Origin of the sequence: Buttiauxella sp., from assembly GCF_049686335.1 — a bacterium.
Taxonomy (GTDB): domain Bacteria; phylum Pseudomonadota; class Gammaproteobacteria; order Enterobacterales; family Enterobacteriaceae; genus Buttiauxella.
The window spans coordinates 276,671-296,318 of record NZ_JBAVHX010000009.1 but is presented as its reverse complement, the minus strand read 5'-3'; the positions used below and the strand labels follow the sequence as shown (position 1 = coordinate 296,318).

At 50.1% G+C, this 19,648-nt stretch carries 11 protein-coding genes; 3 read left to right on the top strand and 8 right to left on the bottom strand.

The window, feature by feature from the left end:
* Positions 1 to 40: 40 nt before the first annotated feature.
* The 4 genes from alkB to WBL83_RS08335 form a co-directional block, all read right to left on the bottom strand.
* The gene (gene alkB, locus WBL83_RS08350) at positions 41 to 682 is read right to left on the bottom strand and encodes a DNA oxidative demethylase AlkB (RefSeq protein WP_424588694.1); all 642 of its coding nucleotides are present in this window, start codon (positions 680 to 682) and stop codon (positions 41 to 43) included.
* Entirely contained in the window at positions 682 to 1,752 is a 1,071-nt protein-coding gene (gene ada, locus WBL83_RS08345; RefSeq protein WP_424588693.1) for a bifunctional DNA-binding transcriptional regulator/O6-methylguanine-DNA methyltransferase Ada, read from the bottom strand. Before ada ends, alkB begins: the two co-directional genes overlap by 1 nt.
* 83 nt (positions 1,753 to 1,835) lie before the next feature.
* Positions 1,836 to 2,876, bottom strand: a complete 1,041-nt coding sequence (gene apbE, locus WBL83_RS08340; RefSeq protein ID WP_424588692.1) for an FAD:protein FMN transferase ApbE — start codon at positions 2,874 to 2,876, stop codon at positions 1,836 to 1,838.
* 140 nt (positions 2,877 to 3,016) lie between these two features.
* Positions 3,017 to 4,108, bottom strand: a complete 1,092-nt coding sequence (locus tag WBL83_RS08335) for a porin OmpC (RefSeq protein WP_424588691.1) — start codon at positions 4,106 to 4,108, stop codon at positions 3,017 to 3,019.
* A gap of 881 nt (positions 4,109 to 4,989) precedes the next feature.
* Here WBL83_RS08335 and rcsD point away from each other — a divergent pair.
* Positions 4,990 to 7,629, top strand: coding sequence for a phosphotransferase RcsD (rcsD, locus tag WBL83_RS08330; RefSeq protein ID WP_424588690.1), 2,640 nt, complete (start codon positions 4,990 to 4,992; stop codon positions 7,627 to 7,629).
* Positions 7,630 to 7,645: 16 nt separating this feature from the next.
* Entirely contained in the window at positions 7,646 to 8,296 is a 651-nt protein-coding gene (gene rcsB / locus WBL83_RS08325; RefSeq protein WP_424588689.1) for a response regulator transcription factor RcsB, read from the top strand.
* A gap of 157 nt (positions 8,297 to 8,453) precedes the next feature.
* On the opposite strand, the gene rcsC is transcribed toward rcsB, so the two are convergent.
* The 3 genes from rcsC to gyrA form a co-directional block, all read right to left on the bottom strand.
* Positions 8,454 to 11,300, bottom strand: a complete 2,847-nt coding sequence (gene rcsC / locus WBL83_RS08320; RefSeq protein WP_424588688.1) for a two-component system sensor histidine kinase RcsC — start codon at positions 11,298 to 11,300, stop codon at positions 8,454 to 8,456.
* Positions 11,301 to 11,439: 139 nt separating this feature from the next.
* The gene (locus WBL83_RS08315; RefSeq protein WP_424588687.1) at positions 11,440 to 11,826 is read right to left on the bottom strand and encodes an ASCH domain-containing protein; all 387 of its coding nucleotides are present in this window, start codon (positions 11,824 to 11,826) and stop codon (positions 11,440 to 11,442) included.
* Positions 11,827 to 11,937: 111 nt separating this feature from the next.
* A complete protein-coding gene (gyrA, locus tag WBL83_RS08310) occupies positions 11,938 to 14,586 on the bottom strand; it encodes a DNA topoisomerase (ATP-hydrolyzing) subunit A (protein ID WP_424588686.1) in 2,649 nt (882 codons plus the stop codon).
* 159 nt (positions 14,587 to 14,745) lie between these two features.
* Between gyrA and ubiG the strand changes: the two genes are divergently transcribed.
* Complete coding sequence (gene ubiG / locus WBL83_RS08305; RefSeq protein ID WP_424588685.1) at positions 14,746 to 15,471, top strand: bifunctional 2-polyprenyl-6-hydroxyphenol methylase/3-demethylubiquinol 3-O-methyltransferase UbiG; 726 nt, start codon at positions 14,746 to 14,748, stop codon at positions 15,469 to 15,471.
* A gap of 202 nt (positions 15,472 to 15,673) precedes the next feature.
* On the opposite strand, the gene WBL83_RS08300 is transcribed toward ubiG, so the two are convergent.
* Positions 15,674 to 19,543, bottom strand: coding sequence for an autotransporter outer membrane beta-barrel domain-containing protein (locus WBL83_RS08300; protein ID WP_424588684.1), 3,870 nt, complete (start codon positions 19,541 to 19,543; stop codon positions 15,674 to 15,676).
* Between the last annotated feature and the right edge of the window lie 105 nt (positions 19,544 to 19,648).

The following is a 19,648-nucleotide window of genomic DNA, read 5'->3' as shown; positions in this document are numbered from 1 at the left end:
CAGCAAGAATAATTCTTATTCACACCTTAAATAATTAGCCTTAACGGGTAGAACGAAACGTAATGTTGTAGCGATACTCGCCGGTCGCGGGATGATGAGCGGTTTTGAGAGGTAAAATACCGTGGTAAAACAAGCGTGACGCCCCGCCCCACACCACCACATCACCGTGCTCGAGCATGACTCTTTTTAGTGGGTCGTTGCGATTAAGGCCGCCAAACTGAAACACCGCAGGCACCCCAAGTGAGACGGAGACAATCGGTTGTTGCAGATTGGGCTCGTCTTTGTCCTGGTGCAGCGACAGTTTTGCGCCGGTTGCATAGCGGTTAATCAAACAGGCATCGGGAGTAAATCTGGCATATCCCGCCGCTGCCGATGCGGTATCTGACAGTTTCCTGAAGAGATCCGGCATCGCGGGCCAGGGTTGTGAGGTCAGTGGATCAATCGGCGAGTAGAGATAACCGCGTTTATCGGTCGTCCAGCCCACATCACCGCAATTGGTCATCGCCACCGACATGGTGTAGCCGCCGGGGGTGACCATCTGGCGAAAAGGAGAAACCGCAGCAAGTTTGGATATTTGCGCGATCAATGCCTGTGCGTCGGCACAGGCAAAGCGGCGCAGGATAACTGCGCCTTCCGCCAGCGGCTCCTGCCAGGGTGCTTCATCGGCAAATAAATCGAGCATTACTCCTCCAGCTGTTTGGCTTCAATCTCAAGCAATTGGCGTTTGCGAGCAACGCCCCAACGGTAGCCCGAAAGCGCGCCGTCGTGACGCACCACGCGGTGGCAGGGAATAATCACCGCCAGTTTGTTTGCAGCACATGCCCCGGCAACGGCACGAACGGCTTGCGGTTTGCCGATACGCTGTGCGATATCGCGGTAACTAGCGGTTTGCCCAACGGGGATTTCACGCAACGCCTGCCACACTTGCTGCTGAAAGGCGGTTCCCTGAATATCGAGCGGCAGGGAAAATTGTTGCGCAGGGTGTTCAAGAAAACTCACGACTTGAGTCACTTGCCCCGCGAATTGCGTGTCACCCACGGTTAATGTCGAATGCGGGAACAGCGTTTCCAGCTCAGCCCGCAACGCTTGAGCATCACTACCTAATAGTATGGCGCATATACCGCGTTGGCTCTGCGCAACCAGGAATTGCCCCAGCCGACACGTCCCTGTCACATACGCAATGGCGGTGCGCTCCCCGCCCTGCTGATACTGCTTCGCCGTCATGCCTAATACCGCATCAGCTTGTTGATAATAATTGCTGCCAGATTGATAACCGGCATCGAAAACGGCACGCGTAACAGCTTCGCCCTGGGTGAGTTGTTCACGCAGGCGTTTTGCACGCACGGCTTTTTGAAAGGCATGGGGCGTTAAACCAGTGACTTGCTTGAATAGCCGATGAAAATGAAACGGGCTCATGGCGACCTGGGCTGCTAGTTCAGCCAATACAATCGGCTCGCTGCTGGTCTCGAGAATTCGGCAGGCCTGGGTGATACGGTCAATGCGTTGCTGCTCAGGAGCCTGTTTATCTGGCTGGCAGCGTTTGCACGGGCGGAAACCGGCTTCTACCGCCGCGGCCACATCATCAAAAAACAGTACGTTTTTACGTAACGGATGACGTGCGCTGCAAGAGGGACGGCAGCAAATTCCTGTCGTTTTCACGGCAAAAACAAACTGCCCATCGGCGCGGTTATCACGGGTTTCCACAGCCTGCCAGCGATCTTCATGCGTCGCGTTGTCAAAAATCTGTTTCATGACTGGCTCCTATAGTTTTGCTGTCATAGTGTTACTTTGACAGCCTTACCTTCGCGGGAAACCCGTAATCTTGCTTTCTAATTTTAGTCTTTTAACAGGAAGGTCTTAAATTGTGGCGACATCCACGTGGTAAAACTATCGCCTTCCTTAGTGATGAGATAAACCGCCAGGCCTTCTTTTTCTGCGACCTGTTTCGCTTTTTCGGTGCCCAGCACCATCAGCCCGGTATCCCAACCATCAGCTTCCATCGCTGTCGGCGCAATCACCGTCGCGGAAACTAATTTGTGTTGAATTGGTTGCCCGGTTTGCGGATCGATAACGTGCGAAAGACGTTTGCCATCGAGTTCGTAATAATTGCGATAGCTACCCGAGGTACTGATACCGTGGCCGTTGAGATCCACCACCGCCTGCACGGCATTTTCACGATCGGTCGGTTTTTGGATAGCCACACGCCAGGCTTTGCCATCGGGATTGGTGCCGCGCGTCACCACTGCTCCGCCGACGGAGACCAGATAACGGCTGATGCCGTTTTGTTCCATTAAACGAGCCAGATGATCGGCGGCGTAACCTTCACCCATGGTGGAAAGATCAACATACAGACCGGCAAGATCCTTCTGGAGCCATTGCTTCCCAGCCTGATTAATCACCGTCAAATGGTGTAAACCGGTTAACGCTTTTGCGGCATCAATTTGTACCTGAGTCGGTGTTTTGACCGGCTGTTTATCCGGGCCAAATCCCCACAGGTTGACCAGCGGCCCCACGGTAATATCCATCGCGCCATCTGTTTTCGCGCCAATACGCAACGCCATGGTGACGATATCGCTCATCGCTTCTTCAACCGCATAAGGCTCAGTCGAGCGGGACTGGTTGAAGCGCGATAATGCGGAGTCTGTTTTATAGGTCGACATCAGGCGATCGTCGCCATCTAACTGCGCCTGAATTTTTTCGCGCAGTTCTGCCTGCCGGGCATCGTCTACACCCGCGAGGCTTGCACGCCAGTATGTGCCCATGGTTTTGCCTTCCAGCACCATACCGGAATTGCCTTTCGCAGTTGGGTTGTCGCAACCCGACAACGCGCCAACGACTATGGCAAACAGGCCATAGCGTAATAAACGTAAATCCATTGTTTCTCTCTCCTGTTTAAGCGCAAAAGGGTACACCAACTGGCATTAAATTGGAGGTAAAGTGCATGCTTGTTGAGACTACAAATGTAAAAAAAGGCGCCCTAAGGCGCCTTTTATTGCTAATCCTGCGAGAGCAGAAATTAGAACTGGTAAACCAGACCAACACCTACGATGTCATCGGTACCGATGCCAGCGTCACGGGTGAAGTTGTTTTCGTCCAGCAGGTTGATTTTGTAATCAACGTAGGTAGACATGTTTTTGTTGAAGTAATAAGTCGCGCCAACATCAACATATTTAACCAGATCCTGGTCGCCGTAACCGTTCAGGTCTTTACCTTTAGACTGCAGGTAAGCAACGGATGGACGCAGACCGAAGTCGAACTGGTACTGAGCAACAACTTCGAAGTTCTGTGCTTTGTTAGCAAAGCCCAGATCACCAGCGCGGGTCGCGTTGTAAGTTTGGGTGTACTGAGTTGCCAGGTATATGTTGTTAGCGTCATATTTCAGACCGCCGGTGTAAGTTTCAGCGCGATCGCCTTCACCTAAAGCCATTTCGTTCTGGTCAGTAGTACGCTTGGAGCTAGAGATAGCTGAACCCAGGCTGAAACCTTCGCCCAGATCATAAGTCAGGGAGCCACCGAAGCCGTCGCCGTTCTGTTTCAGAGCGTTACGACCGTTCTGGGTAGAGCCTTCACCAGAAACGCTGCCGTTTTTGCCTTGATACTGCAGAGCAAAGTTCAGGCCGTCAACCAGACCGAAGAAGTCGGTGTTACGGTAAGTCGCAACGCCGTTAGCACGGGATTGCAGGAAGTTATCAGAACCGTAAGTGTCGCCGCCAAATTCTGGCAGAACGTCAGTCCATGAAGTTACATCGTAAACTACGCCGTAGTTACGACCGTAATCGAATGAACCGTAGTCAGCAAAACGAACACCTGCGAATGCCAGACGAGTCCACGCCTGATCGCTGCTGCCTTCAACGTTGTTTGCTTGAACGTTGTATTCCCACTGGCCGTAACCGGTCAGTTGGTCGTTAATCTGAGTTTCGCCTTTGATGCCAAGACGGAAGTAAGACTGGTCACCGTCAGCGCCTTTGTCGTCAGAAAAGTAATGTAAGCCATCAACTTTACCGTACAGATCTAATTTGTTGCCGTCTTTGTTATAAATTTCGGCCGCATGAGCGGTGCCTGCTACCAGCAATGCTGGAACCAGGAGGGACAGTGCTTTAACTTTCATGTTATTAACCCTCTGTTATATGCCTTTTTATATGCCACTGCTTACTGATTAATTTCCTAATCAGTCGGCGAACCCATTGTCTAAAACAAATACAGATTAATCCAATCCGAATATGATACTAAAACCATAGAGATGTTTCAAATATCCATATAGGTGTTTCAAAATATTAATACAAGGGAACTTATTTAAGCACGAAAAGACAATAATATAAGCACTAATAATCAAAACAAATAAAATACCTATAAAAAACAATGCAATAACAGTGATTTATAAGCGTAGCACTGAATGTTAAAACATAGCACTGATTTATATATAAAATATATCTCGCTATCATCATTAACTTTATTTATTACCGTCATTCAGCTTTGAATGTCTGTTTACCCCTATTTTGGACCGGATGCTTGCATCCGGTTTTTTTTACGCTTCTTTACGTAACTTTATACATTCTGTGCTACTCCCGCCTAAAAAGTAACGACTATTAAAAAAATACTGATTTTTTTGACCTAAAATCATACAAGCGAAGCGGTTGTTTTTTTCCAGGAATAATTCCACTAAACAATCATTTCAGAAAGAATAGTTGTACACACAGCATTTGCTTGTACAAAAACAACCCGATTTTTTTGTTTAAAATATCCCTGTTCTGCATCGCTATTTTGGCGAATTATCAACAACCTGGAAAAGTGACGATTTCGAATTATACTCGTTGGGTTTTCACACACAGACGATGACGCCAACGCCGGTTGCAGGTATTCTTACCCAGGGCGCGTTGGTTCTTTGCTAACAGCTTTTAACGCCTGCCTGCTGGTCTTGCAGAGCAGTGGACATTTTTAAGTGGCGAATGCTCGCCGGGTTGCGCGCTAACAATGAGTCAGTCAGACAGTATGATCCCTAATAAATTTTCGCTTATCCCCGGCAATATCACACGCTTCTTCCTGCTATTGATAGTCGTACTACTGATCGCCATAGGTGTCATGGTGCAAAGTGCTGTCAACACCTGGCTAAAAGATAAAAGCTATCAGATTGTCGATATCACTCATGCACTGCATAAAAGGGTTGATGTCTACCGTTATGCAACGTGGCAGATTTACGACAATATTGCAGTCTCAACTTCCCCTGCCAGTGACGGTCTACAAGAAACCCGCCTGCGCCAGGATGTTTACTATTTAGATAAGCCGCGCAGCAAAACAGAAGCCCTGATTTTTGGCTCCCACGACAGTTCCACACTCGATACCACACAACGGATCTCAACTTACCTCGATACGTTATGGGGTGCCGAAACCAGTCCGTGGTCGATGTACTATTTAAATGGCCAGGATAACAGCATGATTCTGGTCTCCACGTTGCCGTTAAAAGATCTCTCCAGTGGCCTGAAAGACAGTGGTGTCAGTTCTATAGTGGATTCCCGCCGCGCCGAAATGCTCCAGCAGGCAAATGCACTGGATGAACGTGAAAGCTTTTCTGTATTACGTACTCTGGCGTGGCAGAACGGGCACTACTTTACGCTACGTACCACCTTCAACCAGCCAGGCCATCTGGCAACTGTTGTGGCGTTTGATTTACCCATTAATGATTTGATCCCACCGACCATGCCGTTGGAAAGCTTCCGCCTGGAAAATAACGATGCGCAGAAGCAAATTAACAGTCCAGAGAAAGATGGTCCCGAAAGCGTCACCATTAATTTTAATGGGACCAAAATCGACATCACCTCCCCTCTGGCAACCACTAATCTGCGGCTAGTGTGGCAAGTGTCCCTCGGCACTTTGCTGATGGATACCTTGCAGGACATTTTATTCCCGCTGCTACTTAATATTGGTTTGCTGGCGCTGGCGCTGTTCGGTTTCACCACATTCCGACAACACACGGCGCGCCCGGCCGAAGTGCCAAGTGGCAATGCTGAATTACAAATCCTGCGTGCATTAAATGAAGAGATTGTCGCGCAGTTGCCGCTGGGTCTGTTGGTACATGATCTGGACTCAAACCGAACGGTCATAAGCAATAAAATTGCCGACCACCTGCTGCCGCACTTGAATCTGCAAAATATTATTGCGATGGCCGATCAGCATCAGGGTGTGATTCAGGCGACAATCAACAACGAGCTGTATGAAATACGCCAGTTCCGTAGCCAGATTGCTCCACGCACGCAGATCTTCGTCATTCGCGATCAAGACCGTGAAATCCTGGTGAATAAAAAGCTTAAACAAGCTCAACGCCTGTATGAGAAAAATCAGCAGGGACGGATGACGTTCATGCAACATATTGGCGAAGCGCTACAGCTGCCGGCGAAGACCATTGCCGAACACGCAAGCGCACTGAATACACCAGAAGCGCGGGGAATCGCCAATGAAGCGCAAAGCATTGTGCGTCTGGTGGATGAGATTCAACTGCTCAATATGCTGGAGTCCGATACCTGGAAAACCCATGCCACACAGTTCGCCATTCAGCCATTGATTGATGAAGTCGCGCTGGAGATGCTGCCGATTATCAAGCGCAAAGGCTTACAACTGCTTATCAACAACCAGCTGGCAGCAGATGAAGAACGCCATGGTGACCGGGAAGCACTGCGCAAAGTGCTACAATTGCTGCTGCATTACTCCGTGACCACCACGCAAATTGGCAAAATCACTCTCGATATCACCGAGGAAGAGTCCAGCCCTGACCGTCTGTTGTTCCGTATTCTGGATACGGGAGAAGGAATTAGCAGCGGTGAAGTCGACAATCTTCATTTCCCGTTCCTCAATGAAACCAGTGAAGATCGTTACGGGCGTGCGAACGGCTTAACCTTCTATTTGTGCGATCAACTGTCGCGCAAACTGGGCGGGCATCTGAATATCAAAACCCGGGAGGATATTGGTACTCGCTATAATCTGCATATTAAGATGACTGCAGAGCCGCAACCTGAAGAGCAAGAAGAGAAATTGCTTGATGATGTGGTAGCGATGATTGATATCACCTCAAATGAAGTACGCAATATCGTTACGCGTCTGCTGGAAAACTGGGGCGCTCAGTGCATCACCCCGGATGAAAGACTCGCAAGTCAAGAGTTTGATATCTTCCTTACAGATAATCCGTCTAATCTTACATCTTCTGGATTGCTTTTAAGCGATGATGAGAACGGAATGCGTAAGCTCGGCCCAGGTCAGTTCCGGGTTAACTTTAATATCAGCAATGCGATGCAGGATGCAGTATTACAACTGATAGAAGAGCAACTGGCGCAAGAAGGCATTTCTGAGTCACCGTTAGGCGGCGATGAAAACGCCCAGCTGCATGCCAGTGGATATTACGCGCTGTTTGTTGACACAGTACCGGAAGATGTTAGGAGATTGTATACTGAATCTGCGGCGCACGATTTCGTGGCGTTAGCGCAGACAGCTCACCGCTTGAAAGGGGTGTTTGCAATGCTCAACCTGGTACCCGGCAAGCAGTTATGTGAAACGTTAGAGCATCACATTCGTGAAAGTGATGCTGCCAACATACAAAAATATACCAGCGATATTGACGCTTACGTCAAGAGTTTGCTGTAGCAAGGTAGCCTATTACATGAACAGTATGAACGTAATTATTGCCGACGACCATCCGATTGTCCTGTTCGGCATTCGTAAATCACTCGAGCAGATCGAGTGGGTGAATGTTGTCGGTGAGTTTGAAGATTCCACAGCACTTATTAATAACCTGCCAAAACTTGATGCTCATGTTTTGATAACCGATCTCTCAATGCCTGGCGACAAGTACGGCGACGGCATTACGCTTATCAAATACATTAAGCGTCACTTCCCTAGCCTGTCGATCATCGTTCTGACGATGAACAACAACCCTGCTATTTTGAGCGCGGTATTAGAACTTGATATCGAAGGGATTGTGCTCAAGCAAGGTGCGCCAACTGACTTACCAAAAGCGCTGGCCGCATTGCAGAAAGGCAAAAAATTCACCCCAGAGAGCGTGTCTCGTCTGCTGGAAAAAATCAGTGCTGGTGGTTACGGTGACAAACGTTTGTCACCAAAAGAGAGCGAAGTTCTGCGTCTGTTCGCAGAAGGTTTCCTGGTAACGGAAATCGCTCGCAAATTAAATCGCAGCATCAAAACTATCAGTAGCCAGAAAAAATCAGCAATGATGAAACTGGGTGTGGAAAACGACATCGCGCTGCTGAACTATCTGTCGTCTGTGAGCTTGTCTCCGGCTGACAAAGACTAGTTTCTACCCGTCATACTTCAAGTTGCAGCTGTGTTGGCTGCACTCACTCACCCCAGTCACTTACTTTAGTAAGCTCCTGGGGATGAGTTCTCTTGCCGCCTGGCTGTCACGCGAATTCTTCGGGTATAAACTCTAATCCCTTATTGCAGAATGACGACTACCTACTGCTCCGAACCCGCGCCGCGTAAAGATCGACTGTCGATTTGAGGATATCCAGCGTCACCGGTTTCGACAGGCAACTATCCATCCCCGATTCAATACAACGTTGTTTCTCTTCAGCCAGCGCATTGGCTGTTACCCCAACCACCGGCAGCGTCAAACCAAGCTGACGAATACGTTGTGTCAGACGATAACCATCCATATTCGGCATGTTGACGTCACTGAGCACAATATCAATGTGATTCTTACTCAACACATTCAACGCATCGACACCGTCATTCGCCGTTTTACACTGATAACCCAGTGATCCCAGCTGATCGGCCAATAAACGCCGGTTGATTGGATGATCGTCGACCACGAGGATCATCATGTCATCATTGCGCTCATTACTGCCTGAAGGGGCTGGTGAAGCTGAATCAACGCCTGGCAGGTTAACCGTCACGCTGTAAATCCGCCCCAGAAGCAACAGCAAATCATGAGGTGCGGCGAGGCTATGGAGCCAGCAACCCGGCGTCGCCTCAATAGGAATACCGATATGACGGCGACAGAAGGTAATTGCAGCTCGCCCTTCCCAGGCTTTTTCCAGCTCATCGTCGGTGATTAATATGTCATCGTTACCCGGCGTTTGGCCCTGATACTGCTGCACTTCGAAGTGGTTTCTTACCAGTATCGACTCAAGGAATTTGCTCAGCGAAGCGTTGCGTACCGCCAACCAGCAACGTTTGTTCACCAGCCCTTCTACCTCAGCAGGCTCCGCGTAATGCGCACTGTATAAAGGAATACGAATCGTGAACTGACTTCCCATTCCCACTTCAGTTTCAACCGAAATATCACCGTCCATCATGCTGATAAGCTTTTCACAGATCGCCAGGCCAAGACCGGTTCCCTGGAAGTTATGCTGTACGCCAGTACCTGCCTGGAAGAAGGGATCAAACAACTTAGTGACTTCTTTGGCTGGAATGCCCACGCCGGTATCACGCACGCGCAACGAGAGGTAATCCCCTTCCACGCTGACATGCAGAACAATGCAGCCAATGTCGGTGAATTTGATGGCGTTACTGAGCAAGTTGGAAATCACCTGCTGTAAGCGCATCGGGTCACCTTGCAGCGTTAACGGCACATCTGGTTCAATAAAGCAGTACAGACCCAGCTGTTTGCGCACCACCAGCGGTAAATAGTTAGCCGTAATATGGCTCATCACTTCACGGGGTGAGAATTCACGCGGCTCAATTTTCAGCTGCTCGGATTCGATTTTTGAGAAGTCGAGAATATCACTGATGATTTTCAGCAGCAGACTGGATGAGTTGTTCATCGCCGTCACCAGGCGATCGACTCCTTTGGGTAGCTCTTTGGTTTGCAACAAATCGAGGTTACCGATAATTCCGTAAAGCGGCGTGCGCAGTTCGTGGCTGACCGTCGCGAGGAACATCGATTTCGACTGGCTCGCCTGCTCAGAAGCCTGGGCCATTTCCTGCAGCGACTCTTCCATTTTGACGCGCGCGCTCACATCCACCAGCACACAAATCGCGACGTTTTCATTACGATAACGGGAATGGACAAAGCTTATCTGCAGGTTGGTATGGCTACTGGTCAGCACATCCACAAAGTTAACCTGCTGGCCGCAAATAATTTGCGTGAGCCGCTGCCGGTCTTCGTGGGTCAGCATGTTGAGATAATTGTGCGCCAGTTCGTTACTCAGAATGTTAGTCCCGTCCTGAGTTCGAAGAATACAGATCCCGACTGGTGCGGAAGCGACAATTTTACGGTTGAACTGCTCGTGCTCTTCCAGGCGCAGAGCGTCATTTTCTGCCGGAATAAATATCCGTTTCTCGTACATCCGCGCCAGAGTAAACAGCACGGCTCCAACAAGAATGTTCAGCAATACCGCGTTGAGGATAAGCATCCGGATGCTCTCAAGAACCATATCCACCGGAACGGAATACACCACGCTCATGGAAGATGGCGGTAAGTTTTTCTTGAGAATGAATTGCTTAAAGCCCGAGGTATAACCAAACCACGAGCGTTCCTGAAGCCATTTTTCATCAGGCTGAATACGCGTTTCCGGGCCAGTTAGTGAGATCAGCGGATGACTATTTTCATCGAGAATCGTGACGCCAATTGGCATCGAACCTGGCGAAAGGAAGTTTTCCATGCGGATGGTCTGCTCGACACCTAACAGTGCCTGCAGGCGGTTAGCCAGATAAACCGGGGTCAGCGTATAGAAGTATCCGACGCCCGGACGTGCCCCAGGACTAATCCAGTAAATGCTGTTGCTGTGCTCATCCTGCGGGGCGGTGCGATATTTCATGATGCGTTCATGCAGGTTTTTCAGCGCTTTTTCGCGCTCAAGAGGCATTTCACGCAGGCCGAAATCCGCCATGCACAGGTTATCGCCACCAATCAAAAAAACGCGATTGAGATCGTAAGCCGCCGAGAAATTATCTCGCCAGTAGCGTAAGAACCACGCCAGAGATTGCAACGAAGAACGCCAGGAGACACTGACGGCTGAACAGTCAGAATCCGGGAATAAAGGCATGAAATTGGGCGGGTCAATTTTGTTATCGTCATTATCCATCGCCGGCATTACGCCATTGGTTGCGGTAAGACGATTTTCTGCAATGTACTTGAGCTCTTTCACCACATCAGACGTACGCTGAATGTAACGCTGCGCCTGGTCGAAGCTGATATTAAATTCCTGACGAATTTCAGACTCTTTATCGTGTAACGCGTTCACAATGTAGAACACGGAAAAGAGTGCAATCAACAGCCAAAGCAATAAAGCCAGAGCCCGGAACAGGTAGCGGGAGACTTTTAGTGTTGTGCGAAAAGAGACAAGATATTTCAAATTGAACCTGGTTGTGGAAATTGCAAAACTTTGGATGCCGTTAAGGTAGCCGCAAAAATGGCAGCCCGCAACGGCAAAGCAAGAAGGTTTATCGCGATACTATACCTGTTAGCATTCGAGTTGCAGGATGACGGGTATATCAGAACTTTTCGATAACCTTGAAGTGCATCAGCACCAGTGTCATATCCGGCGAGAACAGATCGTACTCTTCAAAGAAGCGCTTATGCTCGTTACGCCAGTATGCCAGCGTACGATCGCCTTCCCCTTCTGCCAGAGCATGGGCTTCGTTCACCTGGTCGAAAGTGGTCATTTCTACGGTGGTCAGTTCAATCGCACAAACAGGCTTATTTTTACCATCTACCACGACAAACACGTCACCTGGCTGGGCAATCCCTTCACCATCCAGATTGGCACAGGTAGCGGTTTTGACGCCATCCAGAACTAATTTAACCAGTTCATCAGCCTGTTTTTCTGTATCACCAAACGCCCAGCGTTCTACATTTTCATACTTCTCAGGAATAGCCATTGTTTTTACCTTTATGAGTTAAAGCAAGCCTAACTTGATATTAAAATAAAAAACGCCCGATGCAATAAATGCACCGGGCGTTACGAGCGATTTCAAACAACAAAATTCGGATTATTCTTCCGTTTCGTCGTCTGCGTCATCGGCAGCATTGTCATCTACATCAGCTTCAGGTGCGATGTCTTCATCACCCTCAGCGACGGTGCCGTCGATTGCGTCCAGTTCTTCTTCATCAACCGGTTCTGCAACACGTTGCAGACCCACGACGTTTTCATCTTCCGCAGTACGGATAAGGATAACGCCCTGGGTGTTACGGCCAACGACACTCACCTCAGAAACACGGGTACGAACCAGCGTGCCTGCATCGGTGATCATCATGATCTGGTCGGTATCTTCCACCTGCACCGCGCCAACAACACTGCCGTTGCGCTCGGTGACTTTGATGGAGATAACGCCCTGAGTCGCACGTGACTTGGTCGGATACTCATCAGCAGCTGTACGTTTACCGTAACCATTCTGCGTCACAGTCAGGATTGAACCTTCACCGCGTGGAATGATCAGGGAAACGACTTTGTCTTCGCCCGCCAGTTTGATACCGCGTACACCTGTAGCCGTACGGCCCATGGTACGAACGGCATCTTCTTTGAAGCGCACCACTTTACCCGCAGCGGAGAACAGCATCGCTTCGTTGCTACCGTCAGTCAGATCAACGCCAATCAGTTCGTCACCTTCGTTCAGATTAACGGCGATGATGCCCGCTGAACGTGGACGGCTGAAGTCAGTCAACGCAGTTTTCTTGACGGTACCGCTCGCGGTCGCCATAAACACATTCACACCTTCTGCATATTCACGTACCGGCAGGATGGCAGTAATACGTTCGTTCGGCTCAAGCGGCAGCAGGTTCACTATTGGACGGCCGCGCGCACCACGGCTCGCTTCCGGCAATTGATAAACCTTCATCCAGTACAGACGACCACGGCTGGAGAACAGCAGAATGGTATCGTGCGTATTGGCAACCAACAGGCGGTCGATGAAATCTTCTTCTTTAATACGTGCAGCTGACTTACCTTTACCACCACGACGTTGTGCTTCGTAGTCGGTCAGCGGCTGATACTTCACATAGCCCTGATGGGACAGGGTCACAACCACATCTTCGCGGTTGATCAAGTCTTCAATGTTGATATCAGAGGTATTAGCGGTGATCTCAGTACGACGTTTGTCGCCGAACTGATCGCGCATCGCCACCAGCTCTTCAGTGATCACTTCCATCAGACGTTCAGCGCTGCCCAGAATGTGCAGCAACTCAGCGATCTGCTCCAGCAGCTCTTTGTATTCGTCGAGCAGTTTTTCGTGCTCAAGGCCAGTCAGTTTCTGCAGACGCAGATCCAGAATCGCCTGAGCTTGTTGCTCGGTCAGGAAATATTGACCATCACGAATACCGAACTCTGGCTCCAGCCACTCAGGACGCGCGGCGTCATCACCGGCACGCTCAAGCATGGCGGAGACGTTGCCCAGATCCCATGAACGCGCGATCAGACCGGCTTTCGCTTCTGCCGCATTCGGCGAGTGACGAATCAGTTCGATGATTGGGTCGATGTTAGCCAGCGCAATCGCCAGACCTTCAAGGATGTGCGCACGGTCACGCGCTTTACGCAGTTCGAAAATAGTACGACGAGTAACCACTTCACGACGGTGACGCACAAACGCAGAAAGAATGTCTTTCAGGTTCATGATCTTCGGCTGGCCCTGGTGCAGCGCAACCATGTTGATACCGAAGGAAGTCTGAAGCTGAGTCTGGGAATAGAGGTTGTTCAGAACCACTTCGCCCACTGCATCGCGTTTGATTTCGATGACAATGCGCATCCCGTCTTTATCAGACTCGTCACGCAGAGCGCTGATGCCCTCAACGCGTTTGTCTTTCACCAGTTCAGCGATTTTCTCGATCAGGCGAGCTTTGTTCACCTGGTATGGAATTTCATGAACGATGATTGTCTCACGGCCGGTTTTGGCGTCCGCTTCAACTTCCGCGCGGGCGCGGATATAAATTTTGCCACGACCGGTGCGGTACGCTTCTTCAATACCACGGCGACCATTGATGATGGCAGCAGTCGGGAAATCCGGGCCTGGGATGAATTCCATCAGCCCTTCAACGGAGATGTCTTCGTCTTCGATGAAAGCAAGGCAGCCGTTGATGACTTCGGTAATGTTGTGTGGCGGAATATTCGTCGCCATGCCCACGGCAATACCGGAAGAACCGTTAACCAACAGGTTAGGGATCTTGGTTGGCATAACATCTGGAATACGTTCGGTGCCGTCGTAGTTATCGACGAAATCTACCGTATCCTTTTCCAGGTCGGCCATAAGTTCATGGGCGATTTTCGACATACGGATTTCCGTATAACGCATCGCTGCGGCGGAGTCGCCGTCTACTGAACCGAAGTTACCCTGGCCGTCGACCAGCATGTAACGCAAAGAGAATGGCTGCGCCATACGTACGATGGTGTCATAAACAGCAGTATCACCATGAGGGTGGTATTTACCGATTACGTCACCAACAACACGGGCGGATTTTTTGTATGCTTTGTTCCAGTCATTGCCCAATACGTTCATGGCGTAAAGTACGCGACGGTGTACCGGCTTGAGTCCATCGCGGACATCTGGCAGTGCGCGGCCGACAATAACCGACATCGCGTAATCCAGATACGAGCTCTTAAGCTCTTCCTCAATGTTGACCGGTGTAATTTCTCTGGCAAGGTCGCTCATGTATCCGCTATCCCTCTACTGTGTCCCGGATTCAAAGGTCGCAAATTATAACACAAGCGGCGCTCAGTGGGGAAACCAGAACACATTTGCAGAATGCTTTATTCACAGACGTTGGCTGATATACTCCCGCCACGAAACAAGCAAACAGTGAGTAGCCCTATGAATGCCGAAAACCAACCGGTCATCCACAACGTCGACCATGATGAGATCGCTAAATTTGAAGCCGTTGCCTCGCGCTGGTGGGATTTAGAAGGCGAATTTAAACCGCTGCACCGCATCAACCCGCTGCGTTTGGGTTATATCAATCAGCGTTCGGGTGGGTTGTTTGGTAAAACGGTGCTTGATGTCGGTTGCGGTGGCGGTATTTTGGCAGAAAGCATGGCGCGCGAAGGCGCAACCGTGACCGGTCTCGATATGGGTTTCGAACCGCTACAGGTCGCTAAACTTCATGCGCTCGAAAGCGGCATTCAGGTGGATTACGTTCAGGAAACCGTTGAACAACACGCGGATAAATTTGCTGGCAAGTATGACGTCGTCACCTGTATGGAGATGCTTGAGCATGTACCTGATCCGAAATCAGTGGTTCACGCCTGTGCAAAACTCGTGAAACCCGGCGGCCACGTTTTCTTCTCTACGCTTAACCGTAACGGCAAATCATGGCTGATGGCGGTGGTTGGCGCGGAATACATTTTGCGCATGGTGCCAAAAGGCACACATGACGTGAAAAAATTCATCAAGCCCGCTGAATTACTGGCATGGGTCGATGAAACTCAGTTACGTGAACGTCACATGACCGGGTTACATTTCAATCCTCTGACGAATACCTTCAAACTGGCACCGGGCGTTGACGTGAACTATATGCTGCATACGGTTTGTGCCGAATAACACGCCCTGGTGGATGACGCTGTCGCTTATCCACCCTACAAAATCCAATCTGGTGTAGGTCGGAAGACGCTGTCGTTTATCCACCCTACAAAACCCAATCTGGTGTCGGTCGGCTAAGCGCAGCGTCATCCGATAAAACAGGCGCAAGTGGTGGATGACGCTATCGCTTATCCACCCTACAACAGCCACCTTAACGCCTTGTTTACCACGTCAGGCTAAAGCCCACGCTTCCCGACATCTGTTGGTAACCCTCCGACCCTTTCTGCCCGGTGAATTTACCCCACAGGCTGGCGTTTTTGCTCAATTTGCTGGTCAACCCGATGCTAACTTCACCCACGTTTTTTGCCGTGTTATCGCTAAAATTGACGCCATCAATACTCATGGTGGTTTTTTCGCTGTTATGGATATAGTTCAGGTCAACAAACGGTGAGATCTCACGGGTTTTCCCAAATGTCAGTTGGTTGTGTAACCCCAATCGGCTCTGAATGTTCTGTGGTGATTGCTGTTCAACCTGCGAATGATTGGCAGCAGTAAAATTGTCCTGTTGTACGCCCTGATAAACCAGTTGTGCCTGCGGTTCAATCTCCCAGCGCAGCGTGTCGCTGTTGATTGCCTGCCAGTTGTAACCCGCTTCTACCGATGCCAGGAACCCCGACGAACGGTAGTTATCGTCGCCGCTGTCTTTTTCGCTCACATGGTTATCGAACCACACATACTGCGCCCAACTGTCTATATAGGCTCCGCCGTTACCCGCACCGTGTTGATACCAGGTTGAAGTCAGCCCCACGCTGTAGCCCTGGCTGTCGTTATCCGCTTTGCGTCCGGTCAGGCTTGAATGGCTGTCGCCGCTGTTATTGCTGTAACCCGCCACTGCCCCCAGTAACCACTCACTATCATTTCCCACTGCCTTATCCATCAGCGTGCCGCTAAGTTGCACTACGTTCAGGTCTTCGCTTTGATCAAGCTGATCGGCAAACGTTGAGGTGGTACGGTTGCTCAACATGCGTAAATGTAATTTCTGTTGATCCTGGCCGCCCGCATGATCGGTTAAACGCATCACAAAGGCATCATTAGCGCTGTGAATGTTATTGAAATAGCCGCCGGTTTTCGGATTGAGTACCGGCTGCGGAGCTGGGGTTGGTGTCGGCTCTGGCGCTGGAGTCGGTTCCGGCGCTGGAGTCGGTTCAGGCGCTGGAGTCGGTTCCGGCGCTGGAGTCGGTTCCGGGGCTGGAGTCGGTTCCGGCGCTGGAGTCGGTTCCGGCGCTGGAGCCGGTTCCGGGGCTGGAGTCGGTTCTGGCGCTGGAGTCGGTTCTGGCGCTGGAGTCGGTTGTGGCTTCACCACTTCAGAGCGTAAATACCAGTCCTGATTGTCCTTCACCAACGTATAGTCATACGCGCCCATATTTATATAGCCGTCACCTGCCATAGTAAATTGGGCATTGTTGGAAAACTGTGTTGAATCCGCCGCGAAATCAACCACTTTAATGCCAGTCTGGGTTGGCTGGCCGACACCCGTTATCGGATTAAACTGCACCGTGGTGGTGCCAGAAGTATTGCCATTTAACACCAGCTCATCCGTTGCCGAGTCATCACCGTCAAATTCAGTGTCCATCACTAACGTGCCACCGCCGGTGTAATCGCCGTTAACGGTCAACGTATCACCCGCATATCCATTGGCCATGCTGATGCTTCCGCTAGTGTTGGTAACATTACCGTTCACCGTAACACCCGCCAGATTGGTTTCGCTTTCAGTGGTGAGATTGGTGTTGAGCGTGCCGTTCAGCGTCAACCCCTCCGTCTCATTTACCAGCGTACCGTCGCCGCTAAACAGCGAAGCATCCAGCGCTTGCTGGGTATCCTGGTTGGTGAGCGTCAGGGAAGTCTGGTCACTAATCACAATATCGCCCTGCGACGAGGTATCTATCGACTGAATATGTTGATCCGCGCCGGTTTCAAACGTGGCATCACTACCGACCCACAAAGAGGATGCATACGGGAACAGATCAGTCGCACCGCCTTTCAATGTGCCTTGTTCGACACGCACCGCAGAATGGGTTGTACCGCTAGCGGTGAGTTCCAGTGTGCCGCCACCGGTTTTGCTGAACGTGCTGTTAACGTCACCCGCATTGCCAGTGGTGTCTTCCATCAACCCGCCCCACTGGGTGGTCACGCCGTCATCAACACGCATTTCCCCATCGGCACGCATTTCTAAATTGCGCGCATGGCCGCTTTCGTCAGTCCAGGTGTTCACATCATCGGTGACATTCAGCACGCTCGCCTGTGAAGCATCGGTGAAAATCACTTCACGGTTGTAGGTCGCGTCACCGAGTTGAGAATTGTTACTGACCTGCAAAGTTCCGGAGGCAATCTGCGTATTTCCCAGATAGTGGTTATCGTCGGCAAGCGTGACACTCCCGCTGCCTGCATCAACCACCGCGTACACACCATTTTGATCGGATGCAGCAGAGTCACCGCCGATTTGCATGTCCGTGCCGCCCGTCAAATGCGCCGCATCGCCGTTACCAATAACGGTACCGCCAGTACCGGAGATGTTCAGCGCAGGATCGCTTGTCACACCCGGAGCCGTCGCCATATCCGACAAATCCAACACCCCACCGTCAAGCACGATAGATTGCGGATCGGCTTCCAGCGTCTGCAAATCATTTTCATCACCGGATAAACTCAACAACGCGTTATCTTCAACAATGATGTCGCCAGTTAACGCCATCGAGTCGGCACCGTTCAGGCTGTAGCTTCCGTTGGCAGCCACGGTAAAGTCGCCCGCACCTTGAATGGTGCCGTCAAAACTCCCGCTATTTACCGTGACGTTGCCGCCCGCATCAATATTCAATGTGGCGTTGCTATAACCCGTCAGCGAATTAACAAATGTCTGCTGCGTACTGCCAACATTCAGAACGGCCGCATTTTCCGGCGTATCTTCTTTGCCCACGCTCAAGCCATAGCAATTCTCCGGATCGTTCTGACATTGGGTATCACCAATGTTCATCAGTGAATTATCGCGCCCGATAGTCAGCGTACCATCCGCCACGCTCATCTCACCGGTGAAGCTATTATTGTCAGCATTGAGCACCACTTCCCCGTCGCCATTTTTGATAATCACACCGGTTCCGGCGATAGAGTCCATCGCACCTGGATTGCTCAGATCGCCAATAATCATTTTTTTGTTTTCAGCCACGCCCAGTGTCACAACGCTATGTCCAGCGTATAAAAACCCTCCAGCCGCCGCATTGGCTGAACTGCCGTAACCGTAAGCCTGGTTACCTTCATAAACCATCACCCCGTCATTAGCGGTGTAGTTTGCATCAACGGAGATATCCACCAGATAGGGCGAACTGACACTCGAGGTGTAAATCGCACCGCCATAACCTTCAGCGCTATTGTCGCTAAACTCGACGTTGTTCAATATCGCAGCACCACTGAAAGATCCACCGGTCACGCTGCTGGTAATATCCAACGCCCCACCATCACCAGAACTACTCGATGATGTCGTCGCCTGGTTATTGTTAAACTCTGAGTCACTAATCAATACATTTGAATTTAAAGTATAAATTGCACCACCGCGTCCGTTACTGGAGAGGTTATTAGCGAACAACGTGTTGTCCAGGACTAAATCAAATTGTTGAGGGTCATTTTTACCATTAACATAAATAGCGCCACCATAACTGTCTGCCGTATTATTAGTAAATTGAGCATTACTGACATTAATAGAAGAGTTTTCTTTTGCGTATATCGCCCCCCCATTGCTATTCCCGGAGACATGATTACCATCAAAAATAGTCATTCCATTATTATTTTCAGGTTGAATAATTAATGATGCACCGCCTGAAAGATTAATCGCGCCGCCGCTGGAACTGGTCGAATTCGACAGGTTTTTAAAGGAAAGTATCGCATCATCGGCAACAGTGAACGCATCGGTTGCTCCCTTTACAACCATGCGCTCCTCATCACAGGACTCAGTGATAGCGAATCCTTCGCAGCCGCCGCTGGCGAAAGCATTAGTGGTAATTATAAGAGAGATTAAAAGGAAAAGACGGTTATATCGAAAGTTCATATATTCCCCAAAGAAAATGAAAATGATGCCCCTCATTTCCTTTGAGAGCATAAATAACAAGCTGTGAAAAAATCATACTTCATCATTTAAAAAAATGACGCTGTG